General features: G+C 75.7%; 25 protein-coding genes, 1 pseudogene and 1 riboswitch. Of the genes and pseudogenes, 12 read left to right on the forward strand and 14 right to left on the reverse strand.

Going from position 1 to position 21,743, the window contains the following annotated elements; translation table 11 throughout:
• Nucleotides 1-130: 130 nt before the first annotated feature.
• On the forward strand, nt 131-1,702 hold the full coding sequence (locus RTG05_RS13995; RefSeq protein WP_315911890.1) for a serine/threonine-protein kinase: 1,572 nt from the start codon (nt 131-133) through the stop codon (nt 1,700-1,702).
• 7 nt (nt 1,703-1,709) lie between these two features.
• Here the strand turns inward: RTG05_RS13995 and RTG05_RS14000 are convergent, their stop codons facing one another.
• Entirely contained in the window at nt 1,710-2,063 is a 354-nt protein-coding gene (locus RTG05_RS14000; protein ID WP_166525625.1) for a cupin domain-containing protein, read from the reverse strand.
• Between the two features lie 218 nt (nt 2,064-2,281).
• Between RTG05_RS14000 and RTG05_RS14005 the strand changes: the two genes are divergently transcribed.
• A complete protein-coding gene (locus tag RTG05_RS14005) occupies nt 2,282-2,656 on the forward strand; it encodes an STAS domain-containing protein (protein WP_166525626.1) in 375 nt (124 codons plus the stop codon).
• 55 nt (nt 2,657-2,711) lie between these two features.
• On the opposite strand, the gene RTG05_RS14010 is transcribed toward RTG05_RS14005, so the two are convergent.
• The gene (locus RTG05_RS14010; RefSeq protein WP_166529149.1) at nt 2,712-3,680 is read right to left on the reverse strand and encodes a TIGR03557 family F420-dependent LLM class oxidoreductase; all 969 of its coding nucleotides are present in this window, start codon (nt 3,678-3,680) and stop codon (nt 2,712-2,714) included.
• A 132-nt stretch (nt 3,681-3,812) separates the two neighbouring features.
• On the opposite strand from RTG05_RS14010, the gene RTG05_RS14015 reads away from it, so the two are divergent.
• Nucleotides 3,813-4,712: an SMP-30/gluconolactonase/LRE family protein gene (locus RTG05_RS14015; protein ID WP_166525627.1), complete on the forward strand. Its 900-nt coding sequence runs from the start codon at nt 3,813-3,815 to the stop codon at nt 4,710-4,712.
• Nucleotides 4,713-4,751: 39 nt separating this feature from the next.
• Here RTG05_RS14015 and RTG05_RS14020 read toward each other — a convergent pair whose 3' ends face one another.
• The 3 genes from RTG05_RS14020 to RTG05_RS14030 form a co-directional block, all read right to left on the reverse strand.
• Nucleotides 4,752-4,913, reverse strand: coding sequence for a hypothetical protein (locus RTG05_RS14020; protein WP_166525628.1), 162 nt, complete (start codon nt 4,911-4,913; stop codon nt 4,752-4,754).
• A 109-nt stretch (nt 4,914-5,022) separates the two neighbouring features.
• Nucleotides 5,023-5,979: a D-2-hydroxyacid dehydrogenase family protein gene (locus RTG05_RS14025; RefSeq protein ID WP_208104571.1), complete on the reverse strand. Its 957-nt coding sequence runs from the start codon at nt 5,977-5,979 to the stop codon at nt 5,023-5,025.
• 72 nt (nt 5,980-6,051) lie between these two features.
• Nucleotides 6,052-6,243 carry a hypothetical protein gene (locus RTG05_RS14030; RefSeq protein WP_166525596.1) on the reverse strand — a complete coding sequence of 64 codons (192 nt, stop codon included), beginning with the start codon at nt 6,241-6,243 and terminating at the stop codon, nt 6,052-6,054.
• Between the two features lie 307 nt (nt 6,244-6,550).
• A riboswitch (cyclic di-AMP (ydaO/yuaA leader) is annotated at nt 6,551-6,702 on the forward strand.
• 12 nt (nt 6,703-6,714) lie between these two features.
• On the opposite strand from RTG05_RS14030, the gene RTG05_RS14035 reads away from it, so the two are divergent.
• On the forward strand, nt 6,715-7,239 hold the full coding sequence (locus RTG05_RS14035) for a C40 family peptidase (protein WP_166525629.1): 525 nt from the start codon (nt 6,715-6,717) through the stop codon (nt 7,237-7,239).
• 58 nt (nt 7,240-7,297) lie between these two features.
• Here RTG05_RS14035 and RTG05_RS14040 read toward each other — a convergent pair whose 3' ends face one another.
• Both RTG05_RS14040 and RTG05_RS14045 read right to left on the reverse strand, forming a co-directional pair.
• A complete protein-coding gene (locus tag RTG05_RS14040) occupies nt 7,298-7,648 on the reverse strand; it encodes a hypothetical protein (RefSeq protein ID WP_166525630.1) in 351 nt (116 codons plus the stop codon).
• A gap of 114 nt (nt 7,649-7,762) precedes the next feature.
• Nucleotides 7,763-8,452, reverse strand: a complete 690-nt coding sequence (locus RTG05_RS14045; protein WP_315911891.1) for an NUDIX domain-containing protein — start codon at nt 8,450-8,452, stop codon at nt 7,763-7,765.
• 84 nt (nt 8,453-8,536) lie between these two features.
• On the opposite strand from RTG05_RS14045, the gene RTG05_RS14050 reads away from it, so the two are divergent.
• The gene (locus RTG05_RS14050) at nt 8,537-9,949 is read left to right on the forward strand and encodes an ADP-ribosylglycohydrolase family protein (protein WP_166525631.1); all 1,413 of its coding nucleotides are present in this window, start codon (nt 8,537-8,539) and stop codon (nt 9,947-9,949) included.
• Nucleotides 9,950-9,984: 35 nt separating this feature from the next.
• A pseudogene (locus RTG05_RS22390) lies at nt 9,985-10,236 on the forward strand (HD domain-containing protein); the annotation flags it as partial.
• 32 nt (nt 10,237-10,268) lie between these two features.
• Here the strand turns inward: RTG05_RS22390 and RTG05_RS14055 are convergent.
• Both RTG05_RS14055 and RTG05_RS14060 read right to left on the reverse strand, forming a co-directional pair.
• Nucleotides 10,269-10,640: a type II toxin-antitoxin system death-on-curing family toxin gene (locus RTG05_RS14055; RefSeq protein ID WP_166525632.1), complete on the reverse strand. Its 372-nt coding sequence runs from the start codon at nt 10,638-10,640 to the stop codon at nt 10,269-10,271.
• Nucleotides 10,637-10,843: a ribbon-helix-helix domain-containing protein gene (locus tag RTG05_RS14060; protein WP_166525633.1), complete on the reverse strand. Its 207-nt coding sequence runs from the start codon at nt 10,841-10,843 to the stop codon at nt 10,637-10,639. Before RTG05_RS14060 ends, RTG05_RS14055 begins: the two co-directional genes overlap by 4 nt.
• A 148-nt stretch (nt 10,844-10,991) precedes the next feature.
• Here RTG05_RS14060 and RTG05_RS14065 point away from each other — a divergent pair, with 148 nt between their 5' ends.
• Genes RTG05_RS14065 through RTG05_RS14075 form a run of 3 tightly spaced genes read left to right on the forward strand, consistent with a single transcriptional unit; the run spans nt 10,992 to nt 12,599 of the window.
• Complete coding sequence (locus RTG05_RS14065; RefSeq protein ID WP_166525634.1) at nt 10,992-11,507, forward strand: HAD domain-containing protein; 516 nt, start codon at nt 10,992-10,994, stop codon at nt 11,505-11,507.
• A gap of 43 nt (nt 11,508-11,550) precedes the next feature.
• Complete coding sequence (locus RTG05_RS14070) at nt 11,551-12,054, forward strand: winged helix-turn-helix transcriptional regulator (protein WP_315911892.1); 504 nt, start codon at nt 11,551-11,553, stop codon at nt 12,052-12,054.
• Nucleotides 12,051-12,599: a PaaI family thioesterase gene (locus RTG05_RS14075; protein WP_315911893.1), complete on the forward strand. Its 549-nt coding sequence runs from the start codon at nt 12,051-12,053 to the stop codon at nt 12,597-12,599. Before RTG05_RS14070 ends, RTG05_RS14075 begins: the two co-directional genes overlap by 4 nt.
• A 7-nt stretch (nt 12,600-12,606) precedes the next feature.
• Here RTG05_RS14075 and RTG05_RS14080 read toward each other — a convergent pair whose 3' ends face one another.
• Nucleotides 12,607-15,852, reverse strand: a complete 3,246-nt coding sequence (locus RTG05_RS14080) for a TM0106 family RecB-like putative nuclease (protein WP_166525635.1) — start codon at nt 15,850-15,852, stop codon at nt 12,607-12,609.
• A 171-nt stretch (nt 15,853-16,023) separates the two neighbouring features.
• Here RTG05_RS14080 and RTG05_RS14085 point away from each other — a divergent pair, with 171 nt between their 5' ends.
• Nucleotides 16,024-16,440, forward strand: coding sequence for a cupin domain-containing protein (locus RTG05_RS14085; protein WP_166525636.1), 417 nt, complete (start codon nt 16,024-16,026; stop codon nt 16,438-16,440).
• 10 nt (nt 16,441-16,450) lie between these two features.
• Here RTG05_RS14085 and RTG05_RS14090 read toward each other — a convergent pair whose 3' ends face one another.
• Entirely contained in the window at nt 16,451-17,527 is a 1,077-nt protein-coding gene (locus RTG05_RS14090; RefSeq protein ID WP_166525637.1) for an extracellular catalytic domain type 2 short-chain-length polyhydroxyalkanoate depolymerase, read from the reverse strand.
• 117 nt (nt 17,528-17,644) lie between these two features.
• On the opposite strand from RTG05_RS14090, the gene RTG05_RS14095 reads away from it, so the two are divergent.
• On the forward strand, nt 17,645-18,397 hold the full coding sequence (locus tag RTG05_RS14095) for a 2-keto-4-pentenoate hydratase (protein WP_166525638.1): 753 nt from the start codon (nt 17,645-17,647) through the stop codon (nt 18,395-18,397).
• A 101-nt stretch (nt 18,398-18,498) separates the two neighbouring features.
• Here the strand turns inward: RTG05_RS14095 and RTG05_RS14100 are convergent, their stop codons facing one another.
• From RTG05_RS14100 to RTG05_RS14110, 3 genes are all read right to left on the reverse strand, one after another.
• The gene (locus RTG05_RS14100) at nt 18,499-19,119 is read right to left on the reverse strand and encodes a hypothetical protein (protein ID WP_166525639.1); all 621 of its coding nucleotides are present in this window, start codon (nt 19,117-19,119) and stop codon (nt 18,499-18,501) included.
• Nucleotides 19,120-19,245: 126 nt separating this feature from the next.
• A complete protein-coding gene (locus RTG05_RS14105; protein WP_166525640.1) occupies nt 19,246-19,749 on the reverse strand; it encodes a hemerythrin domain-containing protein in 504 nt (167 codons plus the stop codon).
• Nucleotides 19,746-20,684 (reverse strand): Rieske (2Fe-2S) protein, encoded by a 939-nt coding sequence (locus tag RTG05_RS14110; RefSeq protein ID WP_166525641.1) that lies wholly within the window; start codon nt 20,682-20,684, stop codon nt 19,746-19,748. Before RTG05_RS14110 ends, RTG05_RS14105 begins: the two co-directional genes overlap by 4 nt.
• Before the next feature lie 384 nt (nt 20,685-21,068).
• On the opposite strand from RTG05_RS14110, the gene RTG05_RS14115 reads away from it, so the two are divergent.
• On the forward strand, nt 21,069-21,737 hold the full coding sequence (locus RTG05_RS14115; RefSeq protein WP_166525642.1) for a helix-turn-helix domain-containing protein: 669 nt from the start codon (nt 21,069-21,071) through the stop codon (nt 21,735-21,737).
• Nucleotides 21,738-21,743 lie beyond the last annotated feature (6 nt).

Below are 21,743 nucleotides of genomic sequence, written 5' to 3' on the forward strand. Positions count from 1 at the left end.
GTCGGGTCGTCGACGCAGGTGCGACCCGGGTGGCGAGGCAGCCCGCAGGCGGAAGGGGACCCGGCGTGCACACCGTCGCCCACCTCACGACGGACACCACCGGGGTCCTCCCGGTCGGCCCCACCTGAGCATGCCGTCGGCCGGGGACGTCCTGCAGGACCGCTACGAGCTCACCTCGTCGATCGCGACCGGGGGCATGGGTGAGGTGTGGCGCGCCCAGGACCGGGTGCTCGGTCGCACGGTCGCCGTCAAGGTGCTCAAGAGCCAGTACACCGGCGACCCGGTCTTCCTCACCCGCTTCCGCACCGAGGCCCGCCTGTCGGCCGGCCTCACCCACCCGAACGTCGCCGTCCTGCACGACTACGGCGAGGTGGAGCCGGCCGCGCCCGGCGGCGACCGGCTGGTGTACCTGGTGATGGAGCTGGTCGACGGTGAGCCGCTGTCGGCCGTCCTGGCCCGCGAGGGACGGCTGACCCCCGAGCGCACGCTGCAGCTGCTCGGCCAGGTCGCCGCCGGGCTGGCCGCCGCGCACGCCGGCGGGATCGTGCACCGCGACGTGAAGCCGGCCAACCTGCTCGTCCGCACGGACGGCGTCGTCAAGATCACCGACTTCGGGATCGCCTGGTCGGCGGCCAACGCCACCGTCACCCGCACCGGCCACGTCGTCGGCACCGCGCAGTACCTCGCGCCCGAGCAGGTGCAGGGGCAGAAGGCCACCCCCGCCGCCGACGTGTACGCCTGCGGCACGGTCGCCTACGAGTGCCTGGCCGGGCGCCGTCCCTTCGACGGCCCGGTCGCGGTCGAGGTGGCGCTGCAGCGGCTGTCCGAGCAGCCCGCGCCGCTGCCCGCCGACGTCCCCGCGCCGGTGCGCGGCCTGGTGGAGCGGATGCTGACCACCGACCCGGCCGCGCGCATCGCGGACGGCGCCGCGCTGGCCGCCGCGGTCGCCGGCGCCGCCGCGGGTTCCCTGCCGGGGTCACCGGAGCCGGAGGACGGGCGCACGGCGACCCGCGTGCTGCCCCCCGTCCCCACGCAGCAACCGGTCACCCGCACGCTGCCGGTCGCCGCGCCCGCCGACCCGGTCGTCCCCGGCCTGCCCGGCGGTGACGTGCCCGACGACACGGACGACTCGGACCACGACGCCGACGCCACGGACGGGACCGACGGCGAGGACGACGACCGCGGGCGGGTGCGCCGGCTGGCGGTGCCCGTGCTGGTCGGACTGGTGGCCTCGGCGCTGGTCGTCACCGGGTTGGTGCTCGGGTCCCGCGACGTCCCGCCGCCCCCCGCGCCGTCGGCGGCCGTCGCGACGAGCAGCGCGCCGCCGTCACCGACCGCGCCGCGCGCGACGGCCCCCCTGGTGCGGGTCGACCCCGCCGACCACGTCGGCCGGCCGGTGGCCCAGGCGCAGGCCTGGCTCGCCGGGCTGGACCTGCCGGTCGTGCTCAGCCCGGTGCAGACCACCGACGTCCCCGCCGGTCAGGTCCTCGCGGTCGCGCCGGCCGGGGACCTGGCGGTCGGGACGCCGGTGACGGTCACCCACGCCGTCGCCCCGCCCCCGCCGCCCCCTCCGCCGGTGGCACCCGCGCCGCCCCCGCCACCCGTGGCGCCGACCGAGGCGGCCGGCGGGAACGGCAACGGGAACGGGGACGACGACGGGCGGGGCCGCGGTCGCGGCCGGGACGACGACGAGGACGACTGACCCGCGCTCAGGCCGGCGGGGCGTCCCGGCCGGCCTCGCCGGCCGGCGGTGAGGTGGCCTCCACGGCGGTGAACGCCTCGAGGATCTCGTAGGTGTGCCGCACGCCGGCCGGGACCAGCCAGGAGTCACCCGGACCCAGGTCCAGGGCCTGGTCCTCCGCGCGCAACCGGGCCCGCCCGGAGACGACGTAGCCGACCGTCTCGTACTCCCGCGCGGCCTCGGGCTTGCCCTCGCTCTCCGGCTGCTCGTCCCACAGCCGCATGGCCACCCGGGACCCCGCGGCGAGGTAGCGCTGCCCCATCTGCCCGGTGCTGGCGCTGACCACCTCGACCTTGCCGACCTGTCCGTCCGTCTCGCTCATGCACGACGCCTACCCGGACCGCTGCCCGGCAAGCGTCCGGCCCGCCGGCCCTGCACGCGTGTCACGACGGTCCGCTGCCGCGCGACTCCGGAGGACGCTGGCCGGTCGGATGGACAGTGGCTAGCGTTGTAGTCGGTCGAACCAACGGCCCGGACACACGGAGGCGGGACGCCGTCCGGCGGGGGACCGTCGACCCGGCTCCCCCGTGAGGAGGGGTCGTGCACCCACGACCGGTGTACCAGGAGCCCACTGCGGGCAGGCCCCGCCCGCTGCTCCTGTCGATCGACCTGCAGACCGGCCGGATCACCGCGGCCGGCGAGCTGGACCGCGCGGTCGCCCACCGCCTCGCCGACGCCCTGGACGCCCTGACGCTGACCAGCCACCGCGCCTGGACCGTCGAGGCCACCGCAGTCACCTTCTGCGACGCCGCGGGCCTGCGGGTGCTGGCCGCGGGGTCGGCGCTGGCCGAGGAGCGGGGCTGCACGCTGCAGGTGGTCGGCGCCTCCCCGTTCACCGCCCGGCTGCTCCGGCTGGTCGGCATGGGCGCGCTGCTGGACACCCCGGCCCCGCGGGTGCCGCTCGGCGTGGCCTGAGCACCGGCGCGGCCGCCCGGCGTCCCCCCGCCCCGGGACGCCGGGCGGCCGGGCGTCAGGACGACGGCGTCAGGTCCCGCACCCGGCCGATCAGCTCGCGCTCGCAGGCGTCGAGGAAGCCGTCGGGGTCCGGTCCGGCGTTCTGCAGCACGATGTGGTCGAACCCGGCGTCGACGTAGGGCTGGGCCTGCTGCACGTGGGCGTCGAGGTCCGGGCCGCAGGAGAACTGGCCGCGGATGTCGTCCGGGGAGACCGTCGCGCTGGCCGCGGCGAAGTTGACCGGGTTGGGCAGCTCGCTCATCACCTTCCAGCCGGTGAGTGCCCACCGGCTGGTCTCCAGCGCCGCCTGGACGGCGGACTCCTCGTCCGGGGCCCAGGCCATCGGCACCTCGGCGTAGCGGGGGCCGGTGCCGCCGGCCTGGGTGTAGGCCTCGACCAGGTCCACCCGCGGTTCGGTGGCGAACAGCCCGTCGCCGTACTCGGCGGCCAGCGCGGAGGCGTTGCGCCCGCCGCTGGCCACGGCGATGACCGGCAGCTGGTCGGGCAGGTCGAAGACCCGGGCGTCCTCCAGCTGCAGGTACTGACCGTCGTAGGACCGGTAGCCGCCCTGCCAGAGCAGCTTGATGATCTCCAGCGCCTCGCGGAGCATCTTGTGCCGGGTGCGCACCGCCGGCCAGCCGGCCCCGACGACGTGCTCGTTGAGCCGCTCCCCGGCGCCGATGCCGAGGGTGAACCGGTTGCCGGAGAGGATCTGCACCGTGGCCGCGGCCTGGGCGATGATCGCCGGGTGGTACCGGATCATCGGGCAGGTGACGCCGGTGGCCAGCCCGATCCGCTCGGTCCGCGCGGCCATGGCGCCGAGCAGGGACCAGGTGAAGGCGCTGTGGCCCTGGTTGTCCAACCACGGGTGGAAGTGGTCGCTGAGCTCGACGAAGTCGAAGCCGGCCGCCTCGGCGCGCACGGTCTGGCGGACGACCTCGTCCGGGGGGAAGGCCTCGGTGGCGAGCTTGTAGCCGACCTGCATGGTCACGTCCTCACTGTGGGGGTCGGTCCGGTCGGCGGGGGGCTGCCCGGGTGATCACCCGGGGAAACGGCACCGGCCCGCGCCGGACCGGCCGCGCGGAGGGTGGCGCCGGTCACGTCTAGGGTCCGGGGCATGGCGGAACGGCAGCTCAGGACGGTCCTGGAGGGTGGCGGCTTCTTCGAGGGGCCGCGCTGGCACGAGGGCAGCTGGTGGGTGTCGGACTTCTACCGGCACACCGTCAGCCGGGTCACCCCCGACGGCGCGGAGACCGTCGTGGTCGAGGTGGAGCAGCAGCCCTCGGGGCTGGGCTGGCTGCCCGACGGCTCGCTGGTGGTGGTGTCGATGAAGGACCACCGCGTGCTGCGCCACGCCGACGGGGTCCTGTCCACGCACGCCGACCTCACCGAGCACTGCGACGGGCACCTCAACGACCTGGTGGTCACCGAGGGCGGGCACGTGTTCGCCGGGGACTTCGGGTTCGACCTGATGGGCGGCGGGGACGCGGCGACGGCGTCGCTGAAGCGCGTCGACCCCGACGGCACCGTGTCCGTCGCCGCCGGGGGGCTGCAGTTCCCCAACGGCATGGTCATCACGCCGGACGGCGGCACGCTGCTGGTGGGCGAGACGCTGGGCAACCGGTACACCGCCTTCGACCTCGGCGGCGACGGGTCGCTGTCCGGCCGGCGGGTGTGGGCGTCCCTGGGGCCGGAGGTCACCGGCCGGACGACCGAGGAGGTGCTCGGCCAGCTGGTCGTGGCACCCGACGGGTGCACCCTGGACGCCGAGGGCCACGTGTGGGCGGCCGACGCGGTCGGTGGCCGGGTGGTGCGGATCGCCCCGGGCGGAGCGGTCGTCGACGAGGTCGCTGCGCCCGAGGGCATGGGTGTCTTCGCCTGTGTGCTCGGCGGGGAGGACGGGCGCACGCTGCTGATGTGCTGTGCGCCGGACTTCCTGGAGCACCGCCGGGCGCCGGTGCGCGAGGCCGTCCTGGTGGCGACCGGGGTCGACGTCCCGCACGCCGGCCGCCCGTAGCACCGGGGGGCCCGCGCCGGACCGGCGCGGGCCCCGGTGTCAGACCCGCCCGGTGCCGCGGCCGCCGGGGGCGCCGCCGCCCTTCTTGTTCGTCAGGTTGGCGACGAGGTCCTTGATCTTGCGCTGGTTCTGCGGCTTGCGGGCCTGCTCGACCACCTTCTTGGCCAGACCCGCCTTGATCGCTCCGCTGAACAGTCCCATGGGGTGCCTCCTGTGCTCGTGGTGTCGGCTTCCCCTGAGGAGTGCCCGGGCGGCGACGGCCCAACCGGGACCGACCGTTGCGATCCGGTGTCGGCCACCGCCCGCCGCCTCACCCGGGGTGCAGCACCCGCACCGGGGCGCCGCGGAGGAAGGCGGCCACGTCCTCGACGGCCTCGCCGTAGAACACCGCGTAGGTGTCGCGGGTGACGTAGCCCAGGTGCGGGGTGAGCACGGTGCGCGGCGCGGTGCGCACCGGGGAGTCCGCCGGCAGGGGCTCGCGGTCGTAGACGTCGAGCCCGGCGCCGCCGATGCGGCCCTCGTGCAGGGCGGCGAGCAGGGCGGCCTCGTCGACGATCGGCCCGCGCGAGGTGTTGACCAGGAACGCGGTGGGCTTCATCCGGGCCAGCTCCTCGGCGCCGACCAGCCCGCGGGTGCGCGCGGAGAGCACCAGGTGCACGGTGACGACGTCGGCGGTGGCGAACAGCTCGTCCTTGGCCACGCGGCGGACCCCGGCCTCCGCGGCGCGCTCGGCGGTGAGGTTGGCGCTCCAGGCGACCACGTCCATCCCGAAGGCGGCGCCGATCCGCGCCACCCGGGTGCCCAGGCGGCCGAGGCCGACCACACCGAGGGTGGCACCGGCCAGGTCGGTGCCGACGGTGTGCTGCCAGCCGCCGGCCCGCACCCCGGCGTCCTCCGCGGCGACGTGCCGGGCGACGGCCAGGATGAGCGCCCAGGTCAGCTCGACGGTGCCGGTGGGGTGTGCCCCGGTGCCGCAGACGGTGACCCCGCAGTCGGCCGCCGCGGCCAGGTCGATGGCGCTGTTGCGCGGGCCGGTGGTGACCAGCAGCCGCAGTCGCGGCAGCCGCTGCAGCAGGCCGCGCGGGAAGGGGGTGCGCTCGCGCATGGCGATGACGACGTCGAAGCCGGCCAGCCGCTCGGCGACGGCGTCCTCGTCGTCGAGGTGGTCGGGGAAGCTGACGACGTCGGCGGCCTCCGGCAGCCGTGACCAGTCGGCGAACTCGGCGGCGGCGGACTGGAAGTCGTCGAGCACGGCGATGCGCAGCACGGTGCCCGAGCATGCCGAGCACCCCCGTCCGCGGTGCGGGCGGGGGTGTCCGTCAGGGCCTGCGCCGGGCGCTCAGCGCACCGGGCCGCGGCCGCCTCCCGGCTTCCTGTTCTGCTCGACCAGGCGGGTCACGAACGCCTTGATCTTGGCCTGGTTGTGCGGCTTGCTCGCCTCCTGGACGACCTTCGCCGCGATCCCCGACACCAGCAGTCTGCGCACCATCCCGGCCATGTCCTCGTCCTCTCGCCGTCCACCTGCGGACACCCTCGCGACACCTCTGCCCCGTGTCGGGAGGGCCCAACCACGACTCCGGACAGCAGCACACCGTCAGTCCGTGGTCACCTCGCGTTCGGACGCTCCGCCCCCGACCCAGTTTCCCGACACGCCGCTGACCTGGGGCTTCACCACGAGCCCCCATGGTCATCCACCGCGTCCTCGCAGGTCCGCACGGCGTGTCGCGGTCGACACCGGGAGTGCCCCCCGAGGGCCCCGTCCGCTTTGTCGGAGCGGGAACCCCCCACCTACCGTTCGCGCCGTCCGTCGGGCCGTTCGTCGCCTCCCTGGTGACACCCGCCGGACGCCGCCGAACCGTGGGCCGGTCGATGACCGGCGCGCGGACCGGGGACCCACCGCAGCACTGGGGTGAAGCGCGATCCGTCGCGCCGGGCGACTCCCCCGTCCGAACCCGTCAGCTAACCCGGTAGGCGGTCGTGGAGAACAGGAGACCCGTCGTCGATGACGACTGCCCGCACCACCCTCTCGCGCCGTTCGTTCCGCGGCTCCGTCCGCACCCTCGCCGTCACCGCCGTCGCTGGTGCCGGTCTCGTCCTCGCCCCCCTGCCGGCGTCGGCGAACAGCACCGCCCCCGCCGCAGCGGTCGTCACGGCGGCCCCCGTCGCGGCTCCCAACGGCGCCGCGCAGACCGCCGTCGACACCGCCCTCGCCCAGGTGGGGGACCCGTACACGTGGGGTGCCACCGGCCCCAACGCCTTCGACTGCTCGGGGCTGACCAGCTTCGCGTACAAGGCGGCCGGCGTCTCCATCCCGCGGGTGTCGCGGGACCAGGCGGTGTTCGGCACCGCGGTGGCGAAGTCCGACCTGCAGCCCGGTGACCTGGTGTTCTTCTACAGCCCGGTCTCGCACGTGGGCATGTACATCGGCAACGGCCAGATCGTGCACGCGCCGAGCTGGGGCTCCACCGTCAAGGTGGTGTCGCTGGACTCGATGCCGAGCTACTCCGGCGCCCGCCGGGTCGCCTGACCCGACGCCCGGACCGGTCCCGCCCGGCCACGACGTCGTGGCCGGGCGGGCCGGCGGGTCAGCCCGCGGCGCAGGGGTGCGGCAGGTGGTCGGCCGGTTGCAGCGAGAAGACCGACCCGGCGTCCTGCGGCCCCCGGCGCACCACGAGCAGGCCGTGCCGCACGTCGAGCAGGGCGCGACAGCCCGGGACGGCGGCCAGGGCCACCAGCCGGCCGGGGTCGTGGTTGCGGTAGCGCCACAGCTCCGCTCCCCGGCCGAGCACGACGACGTCGCCCACGGCACCCAGCACGACCACCGGCTCACCGGCACCGCCGCCCTGGTCCAGGTGCCGCCGCAGCCGGGTGGGGTGCACGGCGTGACCGGCGACGCGGACGGTGCACCGCTGCGGCCCGGCCGGGCGGTCGGTCACGGCGCCCTCCATGCGGTGGTGTCCCTCGGTCGGGCCCAGCAGAGCACCGGGACGGGCCGGCGGGGAGGGCGTGGGCTGCGGTCCTCCCCCCGTCGCGTGAGGTCCCCGCGGCGGTCAGCGGCGGCGGTAGAGCCGCGCCGGGCGGCCGACGGCGGGCTTCCGCGGCAGCTCCGAGGAGGGTTCGAGCAGCCGGACGGCGCGCAGCCGGAAGGCGTCCTCGGTCGAGGCGAAGTGGCCGGCCACCGCGTCGTGGACCACCCACAGCTCGTGCAGGGTGAAGGAGTCGGGCAGCAGCCGGCCAGGGTCGGCGCGCTCGGCGTACTCCGCGCGCCCCTGGGCGACGGCCGCCGCGACGACCTCCGGGTGGTCGAAGGGCATCGGCCCGACCTCGCCGACCGGCACCAGCCGCAGCCCCCCGCCGGCGGCCGCCACCACCGGTGCGAGCCGGGCGTGCGGCAGCCACACCGCGTGCGCGACCGACAGCACCCGGCCGCGGGTGTCGCGGTCGACCGCGTCGAAGACCCGTAGCTGCCGCGGCACCACGTCGTCCCCGAGACCGGCCTCCTCCCGCAGCGACCGCGCCACCGACTCGGCGAGCAGCTCGCCCCCGTGCAGGAAGGTGCCGGGCAGTGACCACTGGCCCCGCTTGTGCCCGCCCGCGCGCCGGACCTGCAGGACGGCGAGCTCCCCGCGGTCGTCACCCCGCCCGGTGCGCTCCGGGGGCAGCACGGTGAGGACGGCGGTGTCGACCGCCACCGAGGGCTGGGGGTGGTCCAGCAGCGTCCGCTTCCGCTTCTTGGCCATGCCGCCAGGCTAGCGCTCAGAACCGAGGACACCTCGGTAACCGGTGGTATTCTCAAGCCGACGTCGAGAACACCGGAGGCGGCCGTGGCACCGCGCATCCACCGCTCCTCCCGCGCCGCCGGCGCGCTGGTCGGCTCGGCCGTCGGCGACGCCCTCGGCGCGCCGTTCGAGTTCGGCCCGCCCGGCGCCTTCTCCGCCCGCTTCCCACGACCGGCCCGCGGGTCGCGCACCGAGATGTGCGGCGGCGGGTCGTCGGGCCGGGCACCCGGCGAGTTCACCGACGACACCCAGATGGCGCTGCTCGTCGCGACCTCCCTCCTGGAGCGCGGCGGCCTGGACGAGGCCGACCTGTTCGACCGGTTCCGCACCTGGGCGGCCGCCGGCCCGCCGGACATCGGGAACCAGACCAGCGCCGTCCTCGGCTCGGGCCGGTCCTGGGACGTCGCGGCTGCCGAGCACGTCGCCCGCTCGGGGCACGCGGCCGGCAACGGCTCGCTGATGCGGACCACGCCGGCGGCCATCCGCTTCGCCCGCGAGGGCCGCGACGCCACGATGGACGCCGCCCGCCGGATCTCCGCGCTCACCCACGGCGAGCCGTCGGCCGGCGAGGGCTGCGCGGTGTTCCACGAGCTGGTGCGGGTGGCGCTGGACGGTGGTGACCCGCTCGCGGCGGTCCCCGCGGCGCTGGACGCCGTCGCCCCGGAGCACCGGGACCGGTGGGCGGCCGTGCTGGCCCCGGACTGGGCGCCGTCGATGGCCACGGAGCCCAACGGCGCCGTGTGGCCGACGCTGGGCCAGGCGGTGTGGGCGCTGCGGCAGGGCGGCGGCGTCGAGGCCGTGCTGCGCCGGGTGGTCGACCTGGGCGGGGACACCGACACCGTCGCCGCGGTCACCGGCGGGCTGGCCGGGGCGGTGTACGGGATGGGCGGCATCCCGGTCCGCTGGGCGTCGGCCGTGCACGGCCGGGTGCCCGGCCACGGCGACCGCGTGTGGCGGCTGGCCGACCTGCAGCAGCTGGCCGCCGCGCTCGACGGCGGCGCCCAGCAGAGCTACGACCCCGGCGTGATCCCGCGGATCGGCCCGCGGGAGGTGCTGCCGGGCATCTGGGCCGGCAACCTCGACGGCGCCCGGCACAGCGACGAGGACTTCGCCGTCATCTCGCTGTGCCGGTTGGGCGAGCCGTTCCCGCACCCGGTGCACCGGATGGCCTACCTCGCCGACAGCGAGGCCAACGCCGACGTCGAGGCGGTGCTGGCCGACGTCCTCGACGACATGGCCGCACTGCGGGCCGAGGGCCACCGGCTGCTCGTGCACTGCCACGGCGGGGCGTCGCGCACCGGGCTGGTGCTGCGCGGCTGGCTGGTCCGCCAGGAGGGGATGTCGGTGCAGGAGGCCACGGCCCACGTCGCGCAGCGGTGGGAGCACCTGGGCCTGTGGAACGACAGCTTCACCGCCGCACTGCAGCGGCTCGACGGCGCCACGCGGGAGGACCGATGACCACCACGGGCACGTCCCTGGCGGCCCGGGACGCGATGGGCTCGGGACCGCTGTCCGAGTGCTACGACGCCGCGCTGCGGTACGCCGCCGGGCACCACCGCGGGCAGCTGGGCACGGGATCGCAGGTGCCGTACCTGAGCCACCTCGTGAGCATCAGCGCCCTGGTGCTGGAGCACAGCGGCGACGAGGACCAGGCGATCGCCGGGCTGCTGCACGACGCGGTCGAGCACGCGCCGGAGGGCACCGGCGGTGCGGTGCTGGCTGAGATCACGTCGCGGTTCGGGGACGCGGTGGCCAGCCGCCGCCCTGACCGTGCAGGTCAGCTCCGGACGACGCAGAGCCGGCTGGCGATCTCCTCGACGTCGGCCGCACCGGCGGCCACGTCCATGACGAGCTGGAACGCCTCGTCGTCGGTCACGTCCGGCTGGTGCCCGTTGACGTCCAGGAAGACGACCGTGGCCAGCCAGCCCAGCCGCTTGTTGCCGTCGACGAGCGTGTGGTTCCGAGCGAGTGAGTGGAGCAGGGCCGCGGCCTTGAGGGGCAGCGTCGGGTAGGCGTCCTCCCCGAACGCCGTGGACCGGGGTCGACCAGCTGCGGAGTCCAGCAGACCCACGTCCCGGACCGGACCGGCCTGCAGGGCACGGACGAGGCCGAGGAGGTCGTCGAGATCGAGGTACTCGACCTCGCTCACACCGTGCCGAGCCGGTGCAGCACGTCCCCCCACCGGTCGATCTGTCGGGCCGAGCTCTCCTCGACGCGTGCAGCGTGCCCGCTCCGTTCGTACCGCTCGAGGACGGCTCGCCGGATGACCTCTTGGCGTGACGTCCCCTCGGCGGCCGCGAGGACGGTCAGCGCACGCTCGAGCTCGTCGTCGGTCCGCAGGGTCATCGCCATGGAACCGATGATACCAAAGCGGTACCGCGCATCCGTCCTCTGCCCGGGACGGCGCCCCTCAGCGCCGGCACCGGCCGCCGGCGCACAGCACCTCGGAGTCGGGTGTGATCGGGTAGCACAGCACCCCGCCAGTACCCGGAGGACCGGCATGGCCACGACCGATCGTCCGATCCTGCTGCTGGACGTCGACGGCGTGCTCAACGCCGCCCGCGCGGACCTGCCCGAGGGCTGGGAGCGGGGCCGGTTCAACGGCTACGTGCTGACCTGGGACCCGACCGTGACCGCCCGGCTGCGCGAACTGCACGAGTCCGGCCGGGTGGAGCTGCAGTGGCTGACCACCTGGACGACGGACGCCGACCGGCTGCTGGCCGAGCCGATGGGCCTGCCCCGCGGGCTGGTGACGCACGCCCGCGACGATGCGGCCCCCACCGGGTTCGCCGGGTCGCTCGGCGGGCGGGCCGGCTGGTGGAAGCTCACCGCCGCCCGCGCGGTGGTGGAGGCGGAGCCGGACCGGCGGGTCGTGTGGGTCGACGACGACCTGGCCGAGCAGGCAGCCGACACCGGGGAGTGGCTGGCGGCGAACCGGCACGTGCTGGTCATCGCCCCGGACCTGCGCCTGGGCCTGACCCACGAGCAGCTGGACGAGGTCGAGGCCTGGCTCTGACACTCCTTGACCTCGAGTCGGTTGGACATCCAAACTGACCGCCGTGGAGACCGCCGGCGGGCCCGTGCGGGTGGCGGACCTGCCCGGGCGCCCCTGCTCGCTGGCCGCCGCGCTCGAGCTGGTCGGCGAGCGGTGGGCGCTGCTGGCCGTCCGCGAGGTGGCACTGGGCAACCACCGCTTCAGCGACATCGCCCGCGGCACCGGCGCCCCGCGCGACCGGCTCTCCGCCCGGCTCACCGCCCTCGTGGCGGCCGGGGTCCTGGAGCGGCGTCCGTACAGCACCGCTCCCCCGCGCTCGGGCTACCGCCTCACCCCCGCAGGCCGCGACCTCGTGCCGGTGCTGCAGGCGCTGCTGCTCTGGGGCGAGCGCTGGGCGGCCGACCGGCCGGCGGTGCGGCTGCACCACGACACGGCCGGCCACGGCGACCACCCGGTCGACGGCACCTGGACCTGCCGGACCTGCGGCGAACCGCTGGCCGGCGCCCGCCCCACCCTGACCCCGGCCGGCCGGACGCTGCTCGGGCTGCTACCGAAGGAGGACCCGTGACGACACCCGACACCCCGACCACCGACCTGGGAACCCCGCAGGAGAGCTGGGGAGCCAGCCGGTCGCGCAGCGTCGAGTGGTACGACCCGATGGTCACCGCGGCCGGCGCGGCCGGGCTGAGCGGGCTGGACGCGATGCGCGCCATCCGCGACGGCCGGCTGCCCCCGCCCCCCATCGCGACGCTGCTGCGGATGTCGGTGCACGCGATCGAGGAAGGCATGGTCGAGTTCGGCTGCGCGGTCGACGAGTCGGTCTACAACCCGATCGGCGTGGTGCACGGCGGCCTGGTGTGCACGCTGCTGGACACCGTCGTCGGGTGCGCCGTGCACACGACGCTGCCGCAGGGCGTCGGGTACACCTCCATCGAGCTGAAGGTGAACTACCTGCGCGCGGTCCGGGCGACCAGCGGGCCGCTGCGCGCGGTCGGCCGGGTGGTCAAGCCCGGCAGCCGGGTCGCCTTCGCCGAGGGCGAGGTCACCGACGCCGCCGGCCGGGTGGTCGCGACGGCGTCGGGCTCGCTGCTGGTCTTCCCGCTGCCGACCTGAGCCGCGCTCAGCGGACGACGGTGGCCATCTCCACCAGCCGGCACAGCGCGTTCACCTGGCGCAGCTGCTCCGGCGTCCGGACGGCGGCGTCCAGCAGCTCCTCGCTCATGACCACGACGGCCAGCGCCTTGGCCCGGGACACCGCCACGTTGAGCCGGTGCAGGTCGTACAGGAAGGAGACGCCGCGGGGCGCGTCCTCGGCCGACGTGGACGTCATCGAGTAGACGACGACCGGCGCCTCCTGGCCCTGGAAGCGGTCCACGGTGCCGACCCGCGCGCCGGGCAGCAGCCGGCGGACGGCGCCGACCTGGTTGTTGTACGGCGCGACCACCAGCACGTCGTCCGGGCCGATGCGCGCCCGCTCCCCGTCCGCGTCGGTCCACCCCACCCCCTGCAGCGACTGCCACACCCCGGCCACGGCCGCGGCCTCGTCGTCGGAGACGGCCGCCGCGGGCCGGGTGTGCGCGACGAAGCGGACGGCGAGCCCACTGGCCCAGCCGTCGACGGCGATCCGCTCGCGGCCGGCCGCGGACTCCAGCCGCCCCTCGTAGGCCAGGTCGGACACGAACGCGGTCAGCGCCGGGTGCATCCGGTAGGTGCGGTCGAGGAAGACGCCGCGGTCCTCCGGCACGGTGGCGTGCCCCTCGAGCAGGTGCTCCAGCGCGGACAGCCCCGACTCCCCCGGGTGCACCGCCTGGGTCGGCTGGGCCAGCTGCTGGGGGTCGCCGAGCAGCACCAGCGAGCGGGCCGACCGGGCGACGGCGACCGCGTTGGCCAGCGAGAACTGCCCGGCCTCGTCGACGACGAGCACGTCGACGGCCTGCGCCAGGTCTGGGCGGGCCCAGAACCACGAGGTGCCGCCGACGAGGGTCGCCGTCCCGTCGAGCAGCTGGGCGGCCACGTCGGCGGAGTCCCGGGACCAGGCCACCCCGGGCGCGCCGCAGGCCTGGTGCTCGTCGCACTTCTGCAGCGCGGGGCGCTCCACGGCGCGCAGCACGTTGCCGATGACGGCGTGCGAGGTCGCGGTGACGCCGACCTTCTTGCCGGCGTCCAGCAGCGCGCGGATCAGCCGCGCCGCGGCCCGCGTCTTGCCGCTGCCCGGCGGCCCCTGCACGGCGAGCACCTGGCCGTCCAGCGCCCGGCCGAGCCGGACGACGGCGTCCCCGGCCTCCTCCCCCGGCAGCCGCCGGGTGTCCGGTGGGACGACGCGATCGAGCAGCGCCTGCCCGAGGCAGGGCCGGCCGGCGAGGACGTCGTCCGCGGTGGCGGCGATGGCCTCGCGCAACGGCCGGTCGTCGATCGGTCCCTCGGGGCCCAGCCCGCGGGCAGCCGCCGGCGGCTTGGCCGCCTTGACCACCATCCGCCCGCCGGCGGCGTCGAGCTCGCGCACCTCGCCGATGCGCACGCGGGTGTCGACGTCGACGGCGCGGGAGCCGACGGAGAGCTTGGTGTCCTGCGGCGGGAAGTAGAACTCGTACAGCTTGCTGCGCTTGTCGGCGCCGACCTCGAAGCCGCCGGAAACGCCGCCGAGGGCGGTGCGGTCTTCCACGAGCTGCTCGTCCTCCAGGTCGGCCCGGGCGAAGAACTCCCACCAGCCGGGGCGGGCCTCGCGGCGGTGCCACTGCACCAGGTCGCCGAGCAGCGGGTGCCCGGCGTCGCGCAGCCGCTCCACGAGGGCGGACTCGGCGGCCTCGGCGTCCGACCCCGGCGCCGGGGCGGCGACCTCGGCGGCCGCCGGGCGGGGCAGCGCGCCGTACTGGGCGGCCAGCTCGGTGCGCTGGGTCTCCAGCCAGTCGTGCAGCTCGCGGGTGGAGTCGACGTCGTCCTGGTTGTAGCGCTCGATGGCGTGCAGCCGGGCGGGGTCGCGGTCGGCGAGCCACTTCTCGTACTCGACGACGCTGCCCATCGCGTCGGCGACGTCGCCGGTGTGCTCGCGGCCGTAGAACGCCTCGACCTTCTTGATCGAGTACGACTCCCCGCTGATCCGCATCCCCTGGCGGACGACGGGCAGCAGGTCGACGAACCGCCCGGCGCGCAGCAGCTGGTCCAGCTCGGCCTCGCGGACGCCGTACCGCCCGGTGAGCCGCTTGAGGGCGGAGACCTCGTAGGCGGCGTAGTGGTAGACGTGCATGCGCGGGTCGGCCCGCCAGGCGGCGACGAGCAGGTCGACGAGCTGGGTGACCATGCGCTGCTCCTCGGCGGCGTCGTGCGCCCACAGCGCGGTGAACCGCCCGGCGCGGTCGCCGAGGCCGGCGAGGTACTCCAGCCCCTGGCCGTCGCCGGCCAGCGGGTCGCCCTCGAAGTCCAGGTAGCGGTCGCCGGGGCTCGGCTCGGGCAGTCGCAGCAGGCCCTGGGCGAGCAGCGGCGGCAGCAGCGTGCGGGTGGGCCGCTCGGCCTGCCGGCCGCGCAGCTGCTCGCGGGCCTGGTCGCGCAGCCGGGTGCGGGCGGCCCGGCCGAGACCCGCCTCCTTGAGGGCGGTGTCGGAGGCCTCGGCGAGCGCGATGAGGGTGGCGATGCCGGCGCCGCGGAGGGCGGCGCGCTGGTCGCGGCGCATGCCGGCGACCAGGCTCAGGTCGTCGTCGGCCCGGAGCTCGGCGGAGCACCGCGGCGCCCAGGTGCACTGGTCGCAGTGGCTGACCGGGACCGGCGCGGTCGGCGGGACGTCGCCGACGAAGACCTCGAGGCGGCCGCGGGCGCGGCGGGCGTAGGCGGCGACGTCGACCAGCCGCCACGGCCGCTGCGCGCCGTCCCCGGTGACGACGTGGATGCGCCGTGGCTGGAGGCGTTGCAGCGTGGCGAGCCGGTCGGCGTAGGTGGCCATCTGCAGCAGCGCGGGCACCTTGACCCGTCGGGCGAGCTTGGCGTCGGCGACCTCGTAGGACCACCCGCCCAGCGCCGACGGTGTCGGGGTCTTCAGCAGGAAGTCGGCCTGCCCGCCCCACCGGCCGTCGAACAGCGTCGCCTGGTGGACGACGTCGACGCCGGCGCGCATGGCCTCGACCGTCGCCGCCTCGTCCCGGCTGCCCTGCAGTCGGGCCACGCTGAGCCCCTGCTGCTCCAGGTACTCCAGGTAGGACAGCTCGTGGGCGATGCCGAGGTCGGCGACGAGCACCGTCTGGTCGCTCACCCCCTCGGCCGGGGGCGCGAGGAGGCCGTCGGCGACGGCGAGGTTGAGCGCGGTGAGGTGGGTGCACTCCTGGTGGCGGGTCAGGTCGCTGGGGCTGAGCACCAGCCGGCCGTCGAGGCGGTACACGGCGTCAGGCCCGGCTGGTCGGTGTGGAGCGGTGCGGCAACGTTCCCCCGGAGTGCGGCGTGCGGAGCTCCGCAGAGGCTGTCACGGACGGTGCCGTCCTGGGACCTCCCGCGCCGGATCGATCCCCCCGGCCGCTTGACGCGGGCCCGGCGGCAGGGTCGGCTGACGGCCATGAGCGAGCAGCACGCCGACGACTGGCACCAGCCGCTGCGGCACATCCGGGCCGGCGACCTCACCGGCGACACCGGGCAGACCAGCGGCATGGACCGGCGGGAGGCGGTGTCGGCGAAGACGGTCGGCTCCCAGCGGGTGTGGATGGGCCAGACGCACGTCGCCCCACGGACGTCGTCCGGCGACCACCACCACGGCGATTCCGAGACCGCCATCCACGTGCTGCGCGGCCACCCGGTGTTCGTCTTCGCGGAGGACGGCGCGGAGGTGCGGCTGGCCACCTCCCCCGGTGACTACGTCTTCGTGCCGCCGCACACGCCGCACCGCGAGGAGAACCCGACCGACGAGGAGGCCGTCGTCATCATCGCCCGCAGCAGCCAGGAGGCGATCGTGGTCAACCTGCCCGGGCTGACCTGACCGCCGTCCCTCAGCCGCCGAGCGCGGTGACCATGTTCATGACGGTGGCCATCTGCGGGCCGCGCTTGGTCGCGTAGTCGACGTCCGCGGGGCCGAGGTAGCCCCACCAGTCCCAGCAGCCCTTGGGGTTGCCGAGCAGCGGGTCGGGCCGGGCCTGCGGGTAGAGGACGACGAAGCGGTTGGTGTCGGCCCAGGCGTTGAGGTTGGACTGCTCGACGAACGTCCGGCCGATCTGCTCGGCGGTCTGCTGGCAGCCGTGCAGCGCGACGACGACCTCGCACGAGGCGCCGCCGGTGCAGTTCGTCGGCGTGTACAGGTAACCGGTGGCGCCCATGCCGATGGCGGCCGCGCCGGTGCGGGTGACGTCCCCGACGCCGAGGGACGGCGGGACCGCGTACGGGTCCTGGGAGAACTCGGTGACCGTGCCGCGGGGGTTGCCGGTGTTGGGCGCCTTGACCGAGCCGAACATGACCTCGAGCGACTCGGCCTGGGCGTCATAGGGCGAGCAGTCGTTGACGTAGGGCGCCGCGGTGGCTGCGCAGTCGACCGGCCCGAGCGGGCTGATCCAGCCGTGCCCGGCGTCGACGCCGTCCTGGTAGGTCAGCGGCGTGCCGTAGTGGCGGTAGTAGGCGGCCAGGTCGTCGGCGACCGGGCGCTCGACCGTCGGGTCCTGGCTGCCGTGGAACAGCCAGGTCGGCATGCTCGCCAGGTTGGCCGTGGGGTCGATCTTGCCCTGGCGCTCGTACTCGGCGGTCTTGGCGTACTGCAGGGACAGGTCGCGCGGCAGCGTGGAGTCCGCGCAGGCGTAGAGGGCGACGGCGACGTTGCCCATGGCACACCAGTAGGGGCCGGCGGCGTAGACGGCCGCGCCGTCGATCCGGCTGGAGTAGGCGACCTGGAGCTGGTTGGCCATGTAGCCGCCGGAGGAGATGCCGGTGACGTAGATGCCGTCGACAGCGAGCTGGGGAAGCTGCGGAGCCGGGGCACCCTGCGCGGCCTGCCCGACGGTGAGGCCGGTGACGGCGAGGACGAGGGCGGTCGCCAGGACGGCGACGCGCCGCCGCAGGCCTGATCGCGGACGGGTCACCGTTCCTCCAGCTCTGCCGACAGACACATGACAGTGCTCACATCGACGGGGGGTCAAACCTCGCCCGCGCGTCCACCGCCCGCGGTACGGCGCGCGCCCCGAGGGGAGGATGCCGGCATGGCCGAGTCCATCCGCGCACTGGCCGCCCGGCAGCTCGCCGACTACCGGGCCGGGACACCAGGCACGTCCTTCGCCGATCCCGGGCGACCCCGCCTGGGCCTCGACGACGCGTACCGGGTGCAGGGCGAGGTGGCGGCGCTGCGCGCTCCGGCCGAGCGGGTGGTCGGTTACAAGGTCGGGTGCACCGGGCCCGGGACCCGCGCGCAGTTCGGGCTGGACGGACCGATCCGCGGCCTCCTGTTCGACACCGAGCTGCACCGCTCGGGCAGTGAGCTCTCCGCCGCGGCCTACGCCGAGCTGGCGATCGAGGGGGAGCTGGCCGTGCGCCTGGGGGAGGACGGCCGGATCGCGACGGTCTTCCCGGTCATCGAACTGCACAACTACGTCTTCCGCGGGCAGCCGCCCACGCTGGCCGAACTGGTCGCCAACAACGGCATCCACGCCGGGGTGGTGCTCCCGCCGCCGACGGCGGAGGCGCCGTGGCCAGGGGACGAGCCGCTGTCCGGCCGGCTGACGGTCCGGATCGACGGCGCCTGTGTCGAGGAAGGCCCGATGGACGGCGTCCCGGGCGGGCCGGCGGGATCGCTGCGGTGGCTGTCGGCGCACCTGGCCGAGCACGACCTGTCCCTGCACCCCGGTCAGCTGGTCCTCACTGGCACCCCGCTGAGGCTGCTCCGGGTGCGCCCGGGAGCCCACGTCGAGGTCACCGCGGAGGGACTCGGCGGGGTCGAGGCCGTGATCAGCGCCTGAGTCCCGCACCGCCGGCCGGCCGGGGAGGTGCCGACCCCACCCCGCCGGACTGCCCAGCGCCTGGGCCGGGTCGGGGCCTCGCTCCCCGCCCTGCTCGGCGCCTACCCCGCGTCGTCCTCGGCGTCCGCGCCGCTGCCCCGGTCGCGGGCGAGCAGGAACGTGGCCAGGCCGAGGAGCAGCCCGGCGGCCACCGAGGTGAGGACGACGACGGTCGTGTCCACCTCGCCGACGAGCCCGGAGAGCAGGCCGTGCGACACCGACGTCGGGTCGGCGAGGACGACGCCGACGAAGACGGCGGCGAGCACGCCGGCGCCGAGGGAGAGGGCCGAGGAGAGCCGGCCAGTGAAGCCGAGGCGTTCGCGCAGGCTGCGGGCGGCCTTGACGATGCGCCCGGCCCGGAGGATGCGCAGCGCGCCGACGGTGCGGACGAGACGGAGCAGCTGCACCGGGCCGACGGCGAGGACGACCCCCACCACCACGACGACGGTCAGCAGGACCAGGCCGAGGTGCCCGCGGATCCACTCCCGCTTGTTCTCAGCGACGACGAGGAGGATGACCGTCTCGGCGAGCAGGACCGCACCGCTGAGGAGGTCGACGACGAAGCCGGTCGCGCGGAGCGGGCCCTCGCTGATGGTCAGGAACATCGCCGGTACGGACGCCAGTGCGGCGACCAGGACGGGGACGGCGAGGCGTTCCTGCCACTGCTCCTCGCGCGTCGTCATCCCGGCCACGCTAGCCACGGGGCGTCCTCACGCCGCGAGGCGAACGGCCGGCGTGAGGGTTGACCCCGCCGCCCGGGAGCGACCGGCTCGGCCGCTGCCCGCCGCGGTGACCGGCGGGTGCCGCCGTCACGGTCGTACCCGGTGCCCTCCGGTGAGGCGCAGCGTCGCCCGCTTGAGCCGGATGATCAACCGCATGCCGCCGGACGCGGCCAGCTCGCGCTGGCGCTGCTCCAACTGCGCCCCCAGCCGGCGGAGGCGCTCCTCGCCGAGGGCCTGCGCCTGGGGGAACATCCGCTCCTCCTCCTCCATCGTGTGGTGGCGGAGCGTCTTCTCCAGCATGCGGACCTCGGTCCGGAACTCGGGGTCGTCGACGGACATGCGCATGACGGTGGCGAGCTGGTCGTCGATCTGCCGGTGCTCGGCGTGCGCCACCGACAGCCGCGGTGAGACGTCGCGGACGGCGGGGTAGAACAGCTCGTCCTCCATCTGGGTGTGGATCTCGAGCTCGCGCAGCAGGTCGTCGCGCAGCCGGCTGCGCAGCTCGGTCTGGTCGTCGGCGGTCTGAGCGAGGTCGCGCAGCAGCCCACGCAGGATGTCGTGGTGGGCGGTGAGCACCTCGTCGGCCTTCACCGCGACGCCTCCTCGACGGTCGTGACGGCCATCGGCGTGCGCCAGTGGGCCTTCCGGCGCACCTCCACCCGGCCGTCGTCGATGCGGGTCTCGTAGCAGGGCAGCGGCGCGGTCGCCGGGCCCTGGGCGGGCTCCCCGCTGTCGAGGTGGAAGCGGGAGCCGTGCCAGGGGCACACGATCTCCCCCCGGTGCAGCCACCCCTCCCCCAGCGGGGCACCCTGGTGCGGGCAGCGGCCCCCGACGGCGTGGATCCGGCCGTCGCTGGCGACCAGCACGACCGGCACGCCGTCGGCGTCCACGGCGAGCGGCTCACCGTCGACGAGGTCGGCCGCCTCGGCCACCGGGACGAAGCGGCGCGGCTCGTTGGCGCGGACGGCGTGGTCGCTGCCGAGCCGGTGGCGGTAGGAGAGGACTCCGCCGAGATAGCCGCCGGCGAGGACGACGGCGTAGCCGGCGGCCGCGGTGGCACGGGCGCGGGTGGCCCGGCCGCGTCGGCGGTCGGCGAGCGACCAGGTGTAGAGGGCGAGCGCGGTGCTGTTCAGCGCGGCGTGCACGAGACCGACGCGACGGGCCTCGTCGTGGGCGTGCTGCCAGTCGGTGGCGCCGGCCGCCGCCGAGGCCACCGCGCCGACCACGCCGAGCCGGACGACGTGGCGTGCCGCCTGCCCGGCGCCGGGACCGCCGCGGCCGGTGGCGTCGAGCCCGTCGAGCAGGGCTGCGGCCGTCCACGAGCCGATCGGCACGGTGGCGAGAACCGGGTGCAGCGGGTGGCCCAACCACACGCCGTGCAGCAGGTCCTGCAGCCGGCGGGCGTGGCGGCCGGTGAGCAGGTAGGTCAGCGAGATCGCGTGCTCGACCTGGTAGCTGGGCGCGTCGAGGAACTGCCACCGGCCGAGGGCCCCGCTCGCCCGCTCGAGCAGGCTCCGCACGCTCACCGGTCCACCGAGGATCCGCCCCATCCCCGCGACCTGCCCAACGCCGCGGCACTCAAACCGGGGCGAGGAGAGGCTGCCGCCGCGTCGGGATCACCGTGACGGCCCGCCACGACGGCGGCGCCGGGCACGAGCTCACCGCCACGCGGACCGTCGTGCCCGCCGGCTACCTCGACGACGTCCTCCGCTGTGGCGTCGGCCCCGGCTGGGAGCGGGTGGCCGGGGTGGACGCTGGCGAGCTGCCGTGGGACCCGGCAGCACAGGCGTGGGGTGCGGCTGCGCGGGACCTGGGACGCGCCCCATCCCGAGCGGAGCTCCTGCGGGCGCTGCGGAGGCGACCGAGCGCGGCAACTTGACCGACAGGGTCGCTGAGACGACATTGTCGGTATGGTCCTCCTGACGACCCGGCAGGCCGCCGACCGGATCGGCGTGTCCGTCCGGCACGTGCAGCGGCTGATCTCCGGCGGCGACCTCGTGGCCGTCGGGACCGACCGGATCGACGCCGAGTCCGTCGCGCAGTGGGTGGCGCAGCGGCAGGGCAGCCGGCTGCGCGCCTGGGAGGAGCCGACCGCCTGGGCCGCCGTCGCCCTGCTGGAGGGCGGGTCTGCACCGTGGCTCGGGCAGGCGCAGCGGTCCCGCCTCCGCGCAGCGCTCGCCGGGACGACGGGTGGCGACCTGGCCGTGCGCGCCCGCAACCGGGCCGAGGTACGCCGGTACCACGCCCACCCGCGTGCGATGGCTCATCTGGCCCGCGAGGTGGTCGCCTCTGGCGCGACGCAGGGCGTCGGCGGGCTGACCCCGGCCCCGGACCGGTGCGACGGGTACGTGGACCACGCCGCGGTCGACCGCCTCGTGCGGCGGTACCGGCTGGACGTCGACCCCGCGGGCACCGTCACCCTCCGGGCCACCGGCATGTCGATCGCCGTCGTCGCGGACCTCGCGGCCGGTGCGCGGCACGTGTTGGCCGGGCTGGACCTCGCCGGGTCGACCGATCCGCGGGAGCGCTCGGCCGGCCGCCGCCTCCTCGACCGGGCGCTGGGGGTACTGCGTGGCTGAGGTGCT

It is taken from the genome of Geodermatophilus sp. DSM 44513 (assembly GCF_032460525.1).
GTDB lineage: Bacteria > Actinomycetota > Actinomycetes > Mycobacteriales > Geodermatophilaceae > Geodermatophilus.